Genomic DNA, 15,871 nt, shown 5'->3' on the forward strand with positions numbered 1-15,871 from the left:
ATGTGAACGGTGCGCGTCAGATTACCACTCGAAGATCTTCCAGGACGGAATCAGCATGTCCGGCTGGTCGGAACGAATGAAATTGCCATCAGAGCCATCGGCGCGTACCAGGAAATAAGGCTTGCCGTTTTTCGGCGTGATCTTGATCGCATACAGGAACCCATTCTGCCGGTACTCCTGGATGGTTTTGTCGCCTTCCGTGCGAATGGTCACCTCGGGATCGGCCGAGGGGGCGTCGTCCGCCGCCAGGGTGACGACAGGCATGGTGGCCAACAGACCTAGCAGTAACAGGCGATTGAGTGTACGCATGATAACCTTGTCCCTTTGTCGTCAATGATTCTGGCTATTCTAGCGCCGGACCCGTCGAAAAGGTTGATTCTGCTCATGAGCCAAGCCCCCCTCGTCCTGGTGGACGGTTCCTCCTACCTGTACCGCGCCTTCCACGCGCTGCCGCCGTTGACTACCTCCAAGGGCATGCCGACCGGCGCGGTGAAGGGGGTGCTGAACATGCTCAAGAGCCTGCGCAAGCAATACCCCGACAGCCTGTTCGCGGTGGTGTTCGACGCCAAGGGTGGCACCTTCCGCGATGCCATGTTCGCTGAATACAAGGCAAACCGCCCGAGCATGCCTGACGACCTGCGGGTACAGATCGAGCCGCTGCACGCCAGCGTCAAGGCGCTGGGCTACCCGCTGCTGTGCGTCGAGGGGGTCGAGGCCGACGACGTGATCGGCACCCTGGCGCGCAGCAGCGCCGCGTTGGACCGCCCGGTGATCATCTCGACCGGTGACAAGGACATGGCGCAGCTGGTGGACGGGCACATTACCTTGGTCAACACCATGACCGGAAGCGTGCTGGACGTGGCTGGCGTGCACGAGAAATTTGGCGTCGGCCCGGAACATATCATCGACTTCCTGGCGCTGATGGGCGACAAGGTCGACAACATCCCCGGTGTGCCGGGCGTGGGCGAAAAAACCGCGGTGGGCCTGCTGACCGGTATCGGCGGCGGTCTCAGCGACCTGTATGCCAATCTGGACAAGGTCCCGACGCTGGCCATTCGCGGTGCCAAGACCCTGCCGGCCAAGCTGGAGGAGCACCGCGACGCGGCGTTCCTGTCCTATGAGCTGGCTACCATCAAGGTCGATGTGCCGCTGGATATCGAAGTAGATGCCCTGGTGTGCGGCGAACCTGATCGCGATGCGTTGCTGGCGCTGTACACCGAGATGGAATTCAAGAGCTGGATCGCCGAGGTGCAGCGTGACGCTGCCAAGGCCGGTGACGAAATCGCGCCGGTCGCGGAGCAGGTGGCCAAGGTCGAGCCCAGGTACGAAACCATTCTCGACCAGGCCCGTTTCGACTTCTGGCTGGAGAAGCTGCGCCAGGCGCCATTGTTCGCTTTCGACACCGAGACCACCGGCCTGGACGCTCAGCAGGCCCAGCTGGTCGGCCTGTCGTTCGCCGTTGAACCGCACGAAGCGGCCTATGTGCCGCTGGCCCACGACTATGAAGGCGCGCCGGTCCAGTTGGACCGCACTGCCGTGCTGCTGGCGCTGAAGCCACTGCTGGAAGACCCGGCCAAGGCCAAGGTCGGGCAGAACGCCAAGTACGATATCAACATCCTTGCCAATGGCTCGCCCGCCATAGAAATGCGCGGCGTTGCCTACGACACCATGCTCGAGTCGTACGTGCTGAACTCCACCGCCACCCGTCACGACATGGACAGCCTGGCGCAGAAGTACCTCGACCATACCACCATTGCCTTCGAGGATATCGCCGGCAAGGGCGCCAAGCAGCTGACCTTCAACCAGATCCACCTGGACAAGGCCGGCCCCTACGCTGCCGAAGATGCCGACATCACCCTGCGCCTGCACCAGGCGCTGCAGGCGCGCCTGGCACAGACGCCAAGCGTGCAGCCGGTGTTGATGGACATCGAGATGCCGCTGGTGCCGGTGCTGGCCAAGATCGAGCGCCAGGGGGCGCTGGTCGATGCCGCGTTGCTGCAGGTGCAGAGCGGTGAGCTGGGGTTAAAGATGGCCGAGCTCGAGCAGCGCGCCTATGAGCTGGCCGGTGAGGAGTTCAACCTCGGCTCGCCCAAGCAACTGGGCGCGATCCTCTACGACAAGCTGGGCATGCCGGTGCTGAGCAAGACCACCAAGGGCCAGCCATCCACGGCAGAGGCGGTGCTCGACGAACTGGCCGAGCAAGGCTACCCGCTGCCGGAGGTACTGATGCAGTACCGCAGCCTGAGCAAGCTCAAGAGCACCTACACCGACAAGCTGCCGGGGCAGATCAACCCGCGCACCGGGCGTATCCACACCTCATACCAGCAGGCGGTGGCGGCCACCGGTCGACTGTCGTCCAGCGACCCGAACCTGCAGAACATCCCGATCCGTACTGCCGAAGGCCGGCGCATCCGCCAGGCTTTCGTTGCCAGCCCGGGTTACAAGCTGCTGGCGGCGGACTACTCGCAGATCGAGTTGCGCATCATGGCCCACCTGGCCAAGGACGAAGGCTTGCTGCATGCCTTCCGCAACAACCTGGACGTGCACCGCGCCACGGCGGCGGAAGTATTCGGCGTAGCCCTGGAAGACGTCTCCACCGATCAGCGCCGCAGTGCCAAGGCCATCAACTTCGGCCTGATCTACGGCATGAGCGCCTTTGGCCTGGCCAAGCAGATCGGCGTTGACCGCAAGCAGTCGCAGGATTACATCGACCGCTACTTCGCCCGCTACCCGGGCGTGTTGGCGTACATGGAGCGCACCCGCGCCCAGGCGGCGGAGCAAGGCTTTGTAGAAACCCTGTTCGGCCGCCGCCTGTACCTGCCGGATATCAATGCCAAGAACCCAGCCCTGCGCAAAGGCGCCGAGCGCACGGCGATCAACGCCCCGATGCAGGGCACTGCGGCCGACATCATCAAGCGGGCCATGGTCAATGTGGATAACTGGCTGAGCGAGAGCGGGCTGGATGCCCGGGTGATCCTGCAGGTGCACGACGAACTGGTGCTGGAAGTGCGCGAGGACCTGGTGGAGCTGGTGAAAGATGAAATTCGCCAGCACATGAGCAAGGCCGCGAAACTGGATGTGCCGCTGCTGGTCGAGGCAGGAATTGGTGCGAATTGGGACGAAGCTCACTGATCGGGTGGGGAAAGCTGTATAGGATCCGTGTTGTAGCGATGCGGATCCGGCACTGCTCAGTGCCAGCGGTGCTGAAGTTTCATGAAACTATCGCAAATAGTTTTCAGGGTTTTGGAACTAAACCGGTGAAACGGAACTCAGAGTAACTGAATGGCTGGTGAAGCCTTTCGATGCTCCTATGTTGTGTTAAGTGTTGGCAGATATCTGGACCCCGCCCTAGCGGTCCGGACTTGGACCCCGAACTTCCCCCTCCCCATACGAAGTCCGGGGTTTTTTTTGCCCGGAATTTGACCTGATGGCACAGCTACCCCTGTAGGAGCAGCCTTGTGCTGCGAAAGGGCCGGTACAGCCAGCAGACCTATACAGCCTGTCATGGCCTCTTCGCAGCACAAGGCTGCTCCTACAACGAGCGGTGCAGGCCTCAGGCTACTGGCTTGTCTTCCAGCTCCATCCAGTCCGCCAGCACCCGGTATGCCTCTTCCACGCCCAGGCGCTTGGGCGCCGAGAACAGCTGGATGGTCACGCCATCGCCCCAACCCTTGCGGATTTCCGACTGCACCTTGAGCAGGGTGTTCTTGCCCGCGCCGTGGGTCAGCTTGTCGGCCTTGGTCAGCAGGATGTGCATCGGCATGCTGCTGGCCTTGGCCCAGTCGAGCATCATCTTGTCGAAGTCGGTCATCGGGTGGCGCACGTCCATCATCAGGATCACGCCACGCAGGCACTCCCGGCTGCCCAGGTAGGCTTCCAGGTGTTTCTGCCAGTGCTGCTTGAGCGGAATCGGGACTTTTGCATAACCGTAGCCTGGCAGGTCGACCAAACGCCGTTCATCGTCCAGACTGAAGAAATTCAACAGCTGGGTGCGCCCGGGGGTTTTCGAGGTGCGTGCCAGGCTGGCATGGGTCAGGGTGTTGAGGGCGCTGGATTTGCCGGCGTTGGAGCGGCCGGCGAAAGCCACCTCGTAACCCTGGTCGTCCGGGCATTGTTCGACCTTGGCAGCGCTGAGGGCGAATTTGGCTTTCTGGCAGAGGCCGAGGATGGGGTTCTTGACTTGCATGGGATATCCGATGTGGGTGTTGCCTGACTCTATAGGCCCGAGCCTGGCAAGCGGTGTCGTTTCCGTTTGGATGGCGGAAGTATATAATGCCCCAGTTTTTGTGTGCTCATTCTCCCGGCGAAGGAGAACGGGCATGGGGTGTCGAACAATAGCTCGCGCAACAGAACGCAGCGCGGCCCCCAACCCTGAAGGTCGTTCCGCATGGCGAAATGGCTGCTTGCTGTCGGTATGTTCCTGCCGTTTTTCAGCGCACAGGCTACACAGGATCCCGAGGTGTTGTACAACCGCACGTGTGCGGCCTGTCACACCGGGCAGTTGCCACAGGCACCCAGGCAGGGTGACCGGGCAGCATGGGAGCCAAGGCTGGCGCAAGGCATGGATGTACTGGTGAAGCACGTGACCCAGGGTTTCAAGGCTATGCCGCCGCGTGGATTGTGCATGGACTGCAGTGCCGAGGACTACCGTTTGGTCATCCTTTGGATGAGTGGCAGTCCCGATACATAACATTTCACCCTTAGCCGTGTTGGATTAGCTGATGAACAAACTAGTCGTGAGTCTGCTGTTGACCCTGGGTGTCGCAGGTGCGGCCACTGCTGCGCAACCCGTCAAAGGCGATGCCGCCGCCGGCCAGGCCAAGACGGCCGTCTGTGGCGCCTGCCACAACCCCGACGGCAACAGCCTGGCACCGAACTTCCCGAAACTGGCCGGCCAAGGCCAGCGCTACCTTGAAAAACAATTGCACGATATCAAGTCGGGCAAGCGTACCGTGCTGGAGATGACCGGCATGCTGGCCGCGTTCAGCGACCAGGACCTGGCCGATATCGCCGCCTACTTCTCCAGCCAGAAAGGCAGCGTGGGCGCCGCCGATCCCAAGTTGGTCGAACGTGGCCGGGCGCTGTTCAACGGTGGAGACCTGGAAAAGGGCATGCCAGCCTGCACCGGCTGCCACTCGCCGAACGGCGCGGGTATCGCCTTGGCCGGCTTCCCGCACCTGGGCGGGCAGCACGCGCAGTACGTGACCAAGCAGCTCACCGACTTCCGCGAAGGCAACCGCACCAACGATGGCGATGCCATGACCATGCGCACCATCGCCGGCAAGCTGAGCAACCACGACATAGAGGCGCTGGCCAGTTACATCCAGGGCCTGCACTGAGGCCATTACAGGCGGCGCATTAACCTTCAGTTAATGTTGTAGGCCAATGATGAAAGGGCGGCCGGACCGCCCTTTTTTCCGTCCGCAGCCGTTACACTACAGAACTCGGCCCGTTCCCGGCCTGTCTCAGTGCAGGTCGCGTCGTGGCGACCAATGACTGCCCAGGAGTAAAGCATGCGTAAACTGATTCTCAGCGCCGCGCTGGTCGCTGCCAGCGTATTCGGTATGACTGCCGTCCAGGCCGCCGAGCCTGTCGCTGGCAAGGAATACCTCGAGCTGAGCAACCCTGTTCCGGTTTCCGTACCTGGCAAGATCGAAGTGGTCGAGCTGTTCTGGTACGGCTGCCCCCACTGCTATCACTTCGAGCCGACCATCAACCCGTGGGTCGATAAACTGCCCAAGGACGTCAACTTCAAGCGCGTACCAGCCATGTTCGGTGGCGCGTGGGACGCCCATGGCCAGATGTTCCTGACCCTCGAAGCCATGGGCGTCGAGCAGAAGGTACACGCCGCGGTGTTCGATGCCATCCAGAACCAGCGCAAGCGCCTGACCGACCCGCAGGACATGGCCGACTTCCTCGCCACCCAGGGCGTGGACAAGGACAAGTTCCTCGCCACCTTCAATTCGTTCGCCATCAAGGGCCAGGTCAACCAGGCCAAGGAACTGGCGAAGAAGTACGAGATCACCGGCGTACCGAGCATGGTGGTCAACGGCAAGTACCGCTTCGACCTGGGTACCGCCGGCGGGCCGGAAGGCGTACTGAACGTTGCCGACCAGCTGATCGCCAAGGAGCGCGCCGCTAAGTAAGCGGCGTAACCCATGCGCCGCTTCAGAACCGCGCGTGGCATTGGCCTGCACCAGCCGCAGGTCAACGAGCATCACTTGCATGCCCCTGGCCTGCCCGAGGATGGTCGTCTGCGGCTGCTCAGTTTCAACATCCAGGTGGGCATCAGCACCGAGCGCTACCGGCATTACGTGACTCGCAGCTGGCAGCACCTGCTGCCGCACAACGGGCGTGCCGGCAACCTGCAGAAGATTGGCCAACTGCTGGGCGACTTCGACCTGGTAGCCTTGCAGGAGGCCGATGGCGGCAGCCTGCGCTCGGGCTATGTCAACCAGGTCGAGCACCTTGCCCACCTGGGCGCCTTCCCCTACTGGTACCAGCAACTCAACCGCAACCTTGGGCGTTTTGCCCAGCACAGCAATGGCGTGCTCAGCCGCTTGAAGCCACAACTGCTCGAGGATCACCCATTGCCTGGCCCGGCTGGGCGTGGTGCGATCCTGGTGCGCTTTGGCGAGGGCGAAGATGCGCTGATCGTGGTGATGATGCACCTGGCCCTCGGCGCCAAGACCCGCGCCCTGCAACTGGGTTACATCCGCGAGCTGATTGGCGGCTACCGCCATCAGGTGCTGATGGGCGACATGAATACCCATGCCACCGACCTGCTGGAGCACTCGCCGTTGCGCGACCTGGGCCTGATAGCCCCGCAAGTCGAGGCCACTTTCCCCAGCTGGCGTCCACAGCGTTGCCTGGACCATATCCTGCTCAGCCCAAGCCTCACGCTGGAGCGTGTCGAGGTGCTGGCGCAGCCAATTTCCGACCACCTTCCCGTTGCTGTAGAGATTCGATTGCCTGATGCATTGACTGTGGATACGCTGCCGGTCCTGAGCTAATTGCCATCACCGTTTGCGGACCCGGGCATGACTGAAGACGCTGAGCGCTGGAAAGAAAAATACCTGAAAAGCATCGAGCAGCAGGAAAAGCTCGAGCGCCGTTGGGACGCCCGTCTCGACCTGCTGCGTCGTGGCTTGGTACGCAGCACCCTGGCTGCCGAAGGCAGCGACAAGGTGGTGGACCAGTGCATGAAGGAAATGCGCGAGGTCATCCGCAGCGACAACATGGACGCCGGCCTTGCCGGGTTGATTCCTCGTCTTGAGAAGGCGGTACTGGACTCCGAACAGCGTCGGGAAGCCCGCATGAACCAGGTCAGCGATGCGCTGACAGCGCTGGTCGACCAGCTGCAAGGCCTGCCATTGCCGAACGATGTGTCGCGTCCGTTGAAAAAGCTGGCGAAGAAGCTCGATGGCGGAGTGGCCCAGTCACGCGACCTGCCACCGTTGCTGGGCGAGTTGAGCGGCTTGCAGGGCCGCGCGCTGTCAGCCTTGGGTAAATCGGCGGCGGAGACCCGCCCCGGCTTCTTGCAGCGCTTGTTCGGCAGCCGCGAGGATGGCGTGCAAGGCGAGCCAGCGCTTGTGCCTCTGGCGCTGCCGGTTGCCGAGGCGCAGCCTTTGGCGGCACCTGCCGATGCCCCGCAGCCCGACGATATGGACGCGCTACAGCCGCTGCCAGCCTCCTCAGCTTCTGTTGTCGAAGCCCTCGTAATATCGGAGCCCGAGCTGGAGGCACCAGGCCCGGCGCTTATCGAAACGGCCGAACTGTCACCAGCCCCGCTGCCGCAGCCGCTCCCGGACGATGTACCGGCACCGGTAGCTATCGCCAGCGAGCCGCCGGTTGAAGCAGGACCGGCGCAAACACTCGAAGAAACCTTTGGCGAAGATGGCCCCTACGCCCTGCCCTACGCGGTGGAGCCGCCCTACAGCCAGGTTGCCGAGCACATCGAGCATACTCTGATCGGCTTGCTCGATGACCTCAGCCTGCCGGAGCGACACAAGGCCCAGGCGCTAGAGATGCGTGAACGCGTCGCCCGGGGCTTGAACTGGTATGAGCTGATACCGGTGCTGGATGACCTGGCTGTGCTCATGCTGGCGATCACCGACAGCGGCCAGCACGAATTCGAAACCTACCTGCAGCAGCTCAACGAACGCCTGGAAGGTTTCCAGAGCCACCTGCACGAGGCTAGCGCCGGCCATGCCGACAACAGCTCGGCCGCCCGCGAGCTAGATACCCAGCTGCGTGAGCACGTCGACGGGCTGCAGAGCAGTGTGCAAGGTGCCGCCGACGTCGACAGCCTCAAGCACATTCTGGAAAACCGCCTGGAAGGTCTGTTGGTGACCATGGATGAGCACAAGCATGAGCGTGATCGCCGCGAACAGGAGCTGGCTGGACGCCTGCAAGGGCTGTCGGAGCGGGTGGCGAACATGGAGCAAGAGGCGCTCGGCTACCGTGAGCACTTGGAAGAGCAGCGCCAGAAGGCCTTGCTCGATCCCCTCACCGGCCTGCCCAACCGTGCGGCCTGGAGCGAGCGGGTCGAGCGCGAAATGCTCGAATGGCAGGCACACGGCGGCCATCTGGCGATGGCGATCCTCGACCTGGACCATTTCAAGCGTATCAACGACAGCTATGGGCACCTGGCTGGGGACAAGGTCTTGAAGATCGTCGCCGACCAGTTGCGCAAGCGCCTGCGCGGCCATGACTTCATCGCCCGGTTTGGCGGCGAGGAGTTTGTCCTGCTGCTGCCGCAGACCTCGCCGGCTGCCGCTGCCCAGATAGCCGAGGTGCTGAGGGCCACGGTCGAGGCGTGCCCGTTCCACTTCAAGGGCGAACGGGTGGTGATCACCACGTCCATCGGCCTGGGTGCATTCCGTCCCGGCGAGCGCGGCGATCAGGTGCTCAAGCGCGCCGATGCGGCGCTTTACCGGGCCAAGGAATCGGGACGCAACCGTGTCGAGCTGGCATAGCCGGTAACTGCAGACTCGCGGCACGCACGGCCCTTGGGGAGCACGTTATACTGTAGCGCTCATACGCTGAGGCCACTGACGTGCTTTCCACGCTTAAAAAAACCCTGATTTCCTTCCTGCTGTTGTCTGTCGCCGGTTGCTCGACCGGCCTGCGCATCGACCGTAGCCACCCTTCGATCAACCAGGACAACCGCATCCAGTTCGTTGTCCTGCACTACACCAATGCTTCGCTGGAGCGTTCCCTGGCGTTGCTGACCCATGGGGAAGTCAGCAGCCACTATCTGATTGGTGACGGCCCGGCGACGGTGTACCAGCTGGTGGATGAAAGCCGCCGCGCCTGGCATGCCGGTGATAGCCAGTGGCAGGGGCGGACCTGGTTGAACTCCTCGTCCATCGGTATCGAAATCGTCAACCCGGGCTTCACCGACACGCCAAATGGGCGGGTCTGGCACCCTTACAGCGAAGCGCAGGTCCAGTCGCTGATCGCGCTGCTCAAGGACATCGTCAAGCGTAACAACATCGAGCCACGGCACATCATTGGCCACAGCGATATCGCGCCGCTGCGCAAGCTTGACCCTGGGCCGCTATTTCCGTGGAAACGCCTGGCCGACGCCGGGCTGGGGGTCTGGCCGGATGCAACTGCCGTGGCACGGCAGCAAGCCTATTTCAGCGTCAACCCGCCGAGCGTGGGCTGGTACCAGCAGGAGCTGGCGCGGTTTGGCTATGCGATCGAGCAGACTGGGGTACTGGATGTTGCCACCCGCCATGTGATCGCCGCCTTCCAGATGCGTTTCCGCCCGCAGCGCTTCGATGGCATGCCGGATGCGCAGACGGCGGCGATGCTGCAGGTGCTCAACCGGATGCGTTGATCTGCCAAGGTGAGACGGGCTCTTGTTTAGAAGCGGCCTTCGGCGCTTGTAGCGAAGCGCCAAACGGCAAAGGTGATTCCTGATTCAGTTGCTATAACCTAGTAATCAACTGGATGCCCTCGATGTCAGCCCTCATCGCCTTGCTGCGCCAAATTTTTTACCGTCCCTGGATGCTGGCCACGTTGGCAGCACTGGCCAGCGCGGCACTGTTGCTTTCTGCAAGCATCGGTATTGCCCTGCAACAGATGAAGCAAAGCGAGAGTGCACAGATGAACGCCCAGGGCGAACGCTTTCTGGAGCGCCTCGAGCAGGTGTTCGGCCAGTTGCGCGAAGGGGTCGACCTGCTGCAGGCGCAACCCTTGCGCGGCTGCAGCCCGGCGATGCTGACGGCATTGCAGCAGGTAGGCCTGAGTTCCCGCTTCATTTATGAAGCGGCGTACGTGGATGGAGATGTGGCCTGCTCAAACCGCGGTGATGAGCGGGCGTTCGAACCCTTGCGCGCCCCCGACATCCAAGGGCCGACCTACAGCTACTGGCTGAATACCACGACCGAGCCGAACGAGAACCTGGCCGCGCTGATGCTTGGGAGGGGCAAGTTCGTGGTATCCACCTCTCGTGGGCACCTGACCGATGTGGTCGACCTGCCCCCGGGCGGCAGCCTGGTGGTGGTGTTGGACAACGGTGCCCGGGCCATCCCCGTGCTGGGCCCACCGCAGGTATGGCCGCCTCCTTCGGCCTGGTCAACCAGCCACAAGTCGCTGCTTGAACTCAGCGATCGCCTGATCTACCGAATGCCGACCAAGTCACCGGACTACCAGTTGGTGCTGATCGCCCCGCGGGCGAGCCTGCCGTTGAGGATGAACGGCATGCTCTGGCTTCTGTTCCCCGGCAGTGTACTGGCGGCCTGTTGCATCGGCTGGCTGGTACTGCAACTGATCCTGCAGCGGCGGTCGATGAGCTCGGAATTGCAGAATGCCTTGCGTCGCGGCGAACTGCAGGTGCTCTACCAGCCGATCTTCGAGCTCGACAGCCGACGCTGTGTCGGGGCCGAGGCTCTGGTGCGCTGGCGCCGCCCGGACGGTACCCTGACCAGCCCGGACCTGTTCATCCCTTTGGCGGAAAACACCGGGCAGATTCGCCAGATCACGGACTTTGTCCTGCAGCGTGTGCTGGAACAGCTAGGGCAACTGCTGCGCTCGCATCCCAACTTGTACATTTCGGTGAATCTGGCGGCCTGTGATGTGATGGTGCCGCGCATCGGCCGGGTGGCGGCACGCTTGCTGGCCTTGCACCGTGTGTCGGCCAGCCAGATCGCCTTCGAGGTGACCGAGCGCGGCCTGATCGACGTGGTTGTGGCCCGCGACAACCTCCAGGCGCTGCGCGCAGTGGGGCATCAAGTGCTGATCGACGATTTTGGGACTGGCTATTGCAGCCTGGCGTACCTGCAAACCCTGCCAGTGGATTGCCTGAAGATCGACAAGGCGTTTATCGATGCCTTGGGGCACGACGCCGCCAGTAGCGGTGTTGCCCCGCATATCATTCGCATGGCCCACGATCTGCACCTGCGGGTGATTGCCGAAGGAATCGAGTGTGAAGACCAAGCGGTGCTGCTGAACAGCGAAGGGGTCAATTATGGCCAGGGCTGGCTTTTTGCCCGGCCACTGAATGCCCGGCAGTTTGCCGAACTGGTGACTCGAGGTCGGCTGCCGCGGCGGGTTGAGCATTGACTGATCCGGCACCGAAGATGGGGCCGGGGGCAGGGTACATTCAGACCGGTAGTGCCATGTAGAACTGGGTTCCCTGCCCCGGTCGGGAAAACACGCCCATGCGCCCGCCATGCAGCTGCACGATCTCTTTGCACAGCGCCAACCCCAGCCCCGCGCCGCCTTTCTTGCGCCCTACCTGCACGAAAGGCTCGAAGATGCGCCCCTGTTGCCCATAGGCAATGCCTTCGCCGTTGTCCTCGACACTGATGATCACCCGCTCCGCATGCCGTCGTGCATGCAGGCGGATACGACCGCCGCTGGCGGTATGGCGGACGGCATTGTGCAACAGGTTGTCCAGCACCCGGTCGAGTTGGGCGACATCGGCCTGGATACGCGGTAGCGGCGGCTCCAGCTCCGTGATCAACTCGATCTGCTTGTTCGCCGCCGGCTCGGCAAAGCGATGTTGTGCACGTTCCAGCAGTTCGTCTATGGCGCAGGGAGCCAGCTCGAGCTTCTGCATCCCGCTCTGGTAGCGGCTGAAGTTGAGCAGGTCGTTGATCAACTGGGTCAGGCGCTGCATTTCCTCGCCAATGGTCTCCAGCAGGTCATGCTCGCGCGCCTCTGGCGGGAACTTGAGCCGCTCGCGCAACAGACCGAAGGCCATGTGCATGCCAGTCACCGGAGTGCGCAGCTCGTGGGAAGCGCGCAGGACGAACTCGCTGCGCACGCGTTCGAAGGCGCGCTGCTCGGTTACATCATGCAACACCATCACTGCGCCAAGTATCGGCCCTTGCGGGTGGCTGACCGGGGTCAGGCTGTAGGCGAGCAGGCGCGTTTCGTCATCGACGTCCATGTTCAGGTCGTCTGGCTGGCGGTCGAGGTTGCCGCCGCGCAGTACCTGGCGTAGCTGCTGTTCCAGTTCCGGGCGCTGCAGGGCTTCGGCCAGGCTGCTGCCGGCGCGGCTGTCGGTCCAGCCCAGCTGGCGCTGCGCCACCGGGTTGAGGTGTTCCAGGCGGCCCTGGCGATCGATTATCAGCAGGCCATCGTCGATGCTGTCCAGCACGGCCTGCAAGCGTTGCTGGCCAGCCAGCAGTTCATCGACGTTGGTGGCCTGGTGCTTGCGCAAGGCATCGGCCATCAGGCCGAAGCGGCGGGTGAGCTGGTTCAGTTCGGTGGCCTGTGTGACCGGCAGGGTGACGTCGAAATCGCCTTTGCCGAGTTGGTCGGCCGCTTTGGCCAATGCTTCGATCGGCTGGCCGAAGCGCCGGGCGATGTTGTGCGCGGTGATGAAGCCCAGTACCAGTACCACCAAACCCATCAGGCCGAGTACGCCGCTGACCAGCAGGGCGTGGTCGCGGGTGTGCTCCTCGCTGCGGGTGATGTGCTCCAGGGCCTGCTTGTGGGAATCGATCAGATCGGTGCGGACCTGGTTGAACGCGGCCCCGAGTGGTTGGTCAACGCCCATGCTGCGGGAGGGCGCCGGGCTGTCGCGGTAGGCCTGGAGGAAGGCCTGGTAGTTGCTGCTGGCCTTGCTGAAGCCGGTGCGCTCGCCACCTTGGTCCAGCCCTTGGTTCAGCAGGGTCTGGAAGTTGTCTTGCAGCAGCCGCAGGTTTTCCGGGGCGGTCTCGTCATCGAGGATCAGGGTCAACTGTTCGCCAAGGTTCTGGCGCAACTTCAGCCCTATTTCCAAGGTGTGGGTGGTATCGCGCACCAGTCGCTGCTGCACCGTGGCCATCTGCAGCACGCTGACCAGACCCAGCAGCAGCCCGAGCAGGGCCACGGTGACCAGCGCCGAAATGCTGAGGAAAAGCCGCGTGCGCAGCTTCATGGGCGGCCATTTCATAGGTTGTACTGCTTGCGCTTGCGGTACAGGGTGGATGCATCGATTCCCAGGGTCTTGGCCGCCTGGTCAAGGGTGTCACTGGCGGCCAGCACCGCGCCAATGTGGGCGCGCTCCAGCTCATCAAGGCTCAGTGCGGCGCCTATGCGAGGGGCGTTACCAGCAGGCTGCTCGCCCATGCCCAGGTGGCTGATTTCCACGCGTTCCTGTGGGCAGATGATACTGGCCCGCTCCACCACGTTACGCAGCTCGCGAATGTTGCCGGGCCAGCGGTAGTTGAGCAGGGCTGTGCGGGCTTCGTCACTGAAGCCGCGCGCAGGCCGAGAGTATTCCTTGACGAAGCGGGCGAGAAAGCGGTCGGCCAAGGTCAGGATGTCTTCACTGCGCTCGCGCAGCGGCGGCAGGTGCAAAGTGATGACGTTCAGGCGATACAGCAGGTCTTCGCGGAAACGGCTCTCACGCACCATCTCTTCGAGGTTGAGGTTGGTGGCGGCGAGTATGCGCACATCGGCGCGACGGGTTACCGGGTCGCCGACGCGCTCGTATTCCTTGTCCTGGATGAAACGCAGCAGTTTGGGCTGCAAGGTCAGCGGGAAATCGCCGATCTCGTCGAGGAACAGCGTGCCCCCATCTGCCTGGTTGACTCGCCCCAGGGTGCTTTCGCTGGCGCCGGTGAAGGCGCCGCGGGTGTGGCCGAACAACTCGCTTTCCATCAGCTCTGCGTTCAGTGACGGGCAGTTGATGGTCACGCAGGATTTGCGCGCGCGCTTGCTCCAGCCGTGGATGGCCCGGGCCAGTTCACCTTTACCTGTGCCCGACTCGCCAAGGATGAGGATGTTGGCGTCGGTGGTAGCGACCTGGCGGGCGGTTTCCAGTACCGCCATCATGGCCGGGCTGTGCGAGTCGAGGCCGTCCTTGGGTTTGCGCACTTCACCTTCCAGGGCCTCCAGTCGCGCGGAAAGCTGGCGCACTTCCAACTGTTTGGCGGTAGCCAGGCGCAGCTGGTCGGGGCTGCACGGCTTGACCAGGTAATCGGCGGCGCCGGCCTGGATCGCGTCTACCGCCGTATCGATCGCTGAGTGCGCGGTGACGATCACCACCCGCATCCAGGGGGCCTGGATACGCATCTGCGCCAGCACATCGAGGCCGTTGTCCTCGCCCAGGCGCAAATCAAGGAAGCACAGGTCGAATACTTGGCGCTGCAGCAAGGCTTCGGCCTGGGCGGCGCTGTTGGCCGTTGCCACATTGTAGCCCTCGTCCTCCAGGCAGTAGCGGAAGGTGCGCAGGATCGCGGACTCGTCATCCACCAGCAGAATGCGGCCTTGGTTGTCCTGGGCTGACTCCATGTGCTGCGCTCCTTTAGGAAAGATCTTCATTTAGTGTGGGAAAAATCGGGCAAGTTGCATGGTCCATTGTGAAGGAACCTGTCCTTTGCATGCTAGCCACTGGCCAATCAGCGCGTGGAGGCCGCGCTATCCAGATGATTTTCTTAGAGGCGCACGGTGGCACATTGGTTGCGAGGATTTTCAGTTTTTGCCTACAAAAGGAGGCACTGCCATGCCCTTTTCCATCCGAGCCGCCATGTTGGCAGCCACACTGCTACCGGTGTTCACGCCGGTATTCGCCGATCCGGTGCAAGACGCCCGCCTGGAGGGGGCCTTGCAAACTGCCCTGTCGCTGAACCGCATGCTCGACCCGTTCCGTATTCAGGTCGTGGTGGATGGCAAGCAGGCGCGCCTTTCCGGTGAGGTGGAGAACGACGTCGAGCGCCAGCTGGCAGAGCATGTGGCTCTGGCTACCCGTGGCATCGAGCAAGTTGACAACCAACTGCGGGTCAATGCCCAGCTGGTGGAGCGCCCGCTGGCGTTGCGTGCCTACGCCCAGCGCCTGGAGGATGCCACCCTGGCCGCGGTGATCCGTGCTCGGCTGCTATGGAGCCGCATAACCGAGAAGGCACCTATAGATGTACAGAGCAGCGAAGGTGTGGTGACCCTGCGCGGCAAGGTCGACAGTGCCGAGGCCAAGGAGCTGGCCGGCGTGGTGGCGCGCACCACGGAGGGCGTGCACCTGGTCAACAACCTGGTCAGCCTCGATACCGCCGCCATGGCCAAGGCCCGGGAAGCTCCGATTGGGCTGCCGACCGGGCCGCAGCCGAGTGACAGCTGGATCATCGACAAGATCCAGAACAGCTACCGCTTCAGCCGCAACCTTGATGGCCTGAACCTGAAAGTAGCCAGCGAAGAGGGGCTGGTTCGGCTTTCAGGCGAAGTGGTCAGCAGCGAGCAGAAAACCATCGCCGTGGAAATCGCTAGGCAGATCATCGGCGTGCGCGGGGTGGACGCCGACCTGCTCAAGGTAGCGACCAAGGTCGAAGGTTGATCGTGCAATTCGCACGACCCCAAGGAAGGCATCGTGCAGGATACGTCCCTGTCGATTATCGCGTTTCTGCGTAAATATTTGATTTAAAAGGATTTTATT

At 62.7% G+C, this 15,871-nt stretch carries 12 protein-coding genes and 1 pseudogene; 9 read left to right on the forward strand and 4 right to left on the reverse strand.

Annotation, left to right across the window (positions count from 1 at the left end):
* Positions 1-21: 21 nt before the first annotated feature.
* Positions 22-309 carry a DUF2782 domain-containing protein gene (locus M1D87_RS00545; protein WP_013970316.1) on the reverse strand — a complete coding sequence of 96 codons (288 nt, stop codon included), beginning with the start codon at positions 307-309 and terminating at the stop codon, positions 22-24.
* 75 nt (positions 310-384) lie between these two features.
* Between M1D87_RS00545 and polA the strand changes: the two genes are divergently transcribed.
* A complete protein-coding gene (polA, locus tag M1D87_RS00550; protein ID WP_123085450.1) occupies positions 385-3,132 on the forward strand; it encodes a DNA polymerase I in 2,748 nt (915 codons plus the stop codon).
* Positions 3,133-3,553: 421 nt separating this feature from the next.
* Here polA and yihA read toward each other — a convergent pair whose 3' ends face one another.
* On the reverse strand, positions 3,554-4,186 hold the full coding sequence (gene yihA, locus M1D87_RS00555) for a ribosome biogenesis GTP-binding protein YihA/YsxC (protein ID WP_015268478.1): 633 nt from the start codon (positions 4,184-4,186) through the stop codon (positions 3,554-3,556).
* A gap of 201 nt (positions 4,187-4,387) precedes the next feature.
* Between yihA and M1D87_RS00560 the strand changes: the two genes are divergently transcribed.
* The 7 genes and pseudogenes from M1D87_RS00560 (at position 4,388) to M1D87_RS00590 (ending at position 11,574) form a co-directional block, all read left to right on the forward strand.
* Positions 4,388-4,690 carry a c-type cytochrome gene (locus M1D87_RS00560; RefSeq protein WP_015268479.1) on the forward strand — a complete coding sequence of 101 codons (303 nt, stop codon included), beginning with the start codon at positions 4,388-4,390 and terminating at the stop codon, positions 4,688-4,690.
* A 31-nt stretch (positions 4,691-4,721) separates the two neighbouring features.
* Positions 4,722-5,339: a c-type cytochrome gene (locus tag M1D87_RS00565; RefSeq protein WP_003256951.1), complete on the forward strand. Its 618-nt coding sequence runs from the start codon at positions 4,722-4,724 to the stop codon at positions 5,337-5,339.
* Positions 5,340-5,513: 174 nt separating this feature from the next.
* Entirely contained in the window at positions 5,514-6,146 is a 633-nt protein-coding gene (gene dsbA, locus M1D87_RS00570) for a thiol:disulfide interchange protein DsbA (RefSeq protein ID WP_003256950.1), read from the forward strand.
* A gap of 34 nt (positions 6,147-6,180) precedes the next feature.
* Positions 6,181-7,013, forward strand: a pseudogene (locus M1D87_RS00575) (endonuclease/exonuclease/phosphatase family protein).
* Between the two features lie 27 nt (positions 7,014-7,040).
* On the forward strand, positions 7,041-8,978 hold the full coding sequence (locus M1D87_RS00580; RefSeq protein ID WP_123085451.1) for a GGDEF domain-containing protein: 1,938 nt from the start codon (positions 7,041-7,043) through the stop codon (positions 8,976-8,978).
* An 80-nt stretch (positions 8,979-9,058) separates the two neighbouring features.
* A complete protein-coding gene (locus M1D87_RS00585) occupies positions 9,059-9,847 on the forward strand; it encodes an N-acetylmuramoyl-L-alanine amidase (RefSeq protein WP_013970322.1) in 789 nt (262 codons plus the stop codon).
* 122 nt (positions 9,848-9,969) lie between these two features.
* Positions 9,970-11,574 carry an EAL domain-containing protein gene (locus tag M1D87_RS00590; RefSeq protein ID WP_015268483.1) on the forward strand — a complete coding sequence of 535 codons (1,605 nt, stop codon included), beginning with the start codon at positions 9,970-9,972 and terminating at the stop codon, positions 11,572-11,574.
* 40 nt (positions 11,575-11,614) lie between these two features.
* Here M1D87_RS00590 and M1D87_RS00595 read toward each other — a convergent pair whose 3' ends face one another.
* Together M1D87_RS00595 and algB are read right to left on the reverse strand one after the other, a co-directional pair.
* Positions 11,615-13,396 (reverse strand): KinB sensor domain-containing domain, encoded by a 1,782-nt coding sequence (locus M1D87_RS00595; protein ID WP_123085452.1) that lies wholly within the window; start codon positions 13,394-13,396, stop codon positions 11,615-11,617.
* The gene (algB, locus tag M1D87_RS00600; RefSeq protein ID WP_015268485.1) at positions 13,393-14,739 is read right to left on the reverse strand and encodes a sigma-54-dependent response regulator transcription factor AlgB; all 1,347 of its coding nucleotides are present in this window, start codon (positions 14,737-14,739) and stop codon (positions 13,393-13,395) included. The genes M1D87_RS00595 and algB overlap by 4 nt, the downstream gene beginning before the upstream one ends.
* Positions 14,740-14,950: 211 nt before the next feature.
* Between algB and M1D87_RS00605 the strand changes: the two genes are divergently transcribed.
* Positions 14,951-15,772, forward strand: coding sequence for a BON domain-containing protein (locus tag M1D87_RS00605; protein WP_123085453.1), 822 nt, complete (start codon positions 14,951-14,953; stop codon positions 15,770-15,772).
* The last annotated feature ends 99 nt before the right edge of the window (positions 15,773-15,871 follow it).

It is taken from the genome of Pseudomonas sp. SA233 (genome assembly GCF_054792385.1).

Excerpts from the sequence above, each read along its gene's own strand:
- M1D87_RS00545 (WP_013970316.1), bottom strand. The coding sequence starts at position 309 with ATGCGTACACTCAATCGCCTGTTACTGCTAGGTCTGTTGGCCACCATG.
- polA (WP_123085450.1), top strand. The coding sequence starts at position 385 with ATGAGCCAAGCCCCCCTCGTCCTGGTGGACGGTTCCTCCTACCTGTAC.
- yihA (WP_015268478.1), bottom strand. The coding sequence starts at position 4,186 with ATGCAAGTCAAGAACCCCATCCTCGGCCTCTGCCAGAAAGCCAAATTC.
- M1D87_RS00560 (WP_015268479.1), top strand. The coding sequence starts at position 4,388 with ATGGCGAAATGGCTGCTTGCTGTCGGTATGTTCCTGCCGTTTTTCAGC.
- M1D87_RS00565 (WP_003256951.1), top strand. The coding sequence starts at position 4,722 with ATGAACAAACTAGTCGTGAGTCTGCTGTTGACCCTGGGTGTCGCAGGT.
- dsbA (WP_003256950.1), top strand. The coding sequence starts at position 5,514 with ATGCGTAAACTGATTCTCAGCGCCGCGCTGGTCGCTGCCAGCGTATTC.
- M1D87_RS00580 (WP_123085451.1), top strand. The coding sequence starts at position 7,041 with ATGACTGAAGACGCTGAGCGCTGGAAAGAAAAATACCTGAAAAGCATC.
- M1D87_RS00590 (WP_015268483.1), top strand. The coding sequence starts at position 9,970 with ATGTCAGCCCTCATCGCCTTGCTGCGCCAAATTTTTTACCGTCCCTGG.
- M1D87_RS00595 (WP_123085452.1), bottom strand. The coding sequence starts at position 13,396 with ATGAAATGGCCGCCCATGAAGCTGCGCACGCGGCTTTTCCTCAGCATT.
- algB (WP_015268485.1), bottom strand. The coding sequence starts at position 14,739 with ATGGAGTCAGCCCAGGACAACCAAGGCCGCATTCTGCTGGTGGATGAC.
- M1D87_RS00605 (WP_123085453.1), top strand. The coding sequence starts at position 14,951 with ATGCCCTTTTCCATCCGAGCCGCCATGTTGGCAGCCACACTGCTACCG.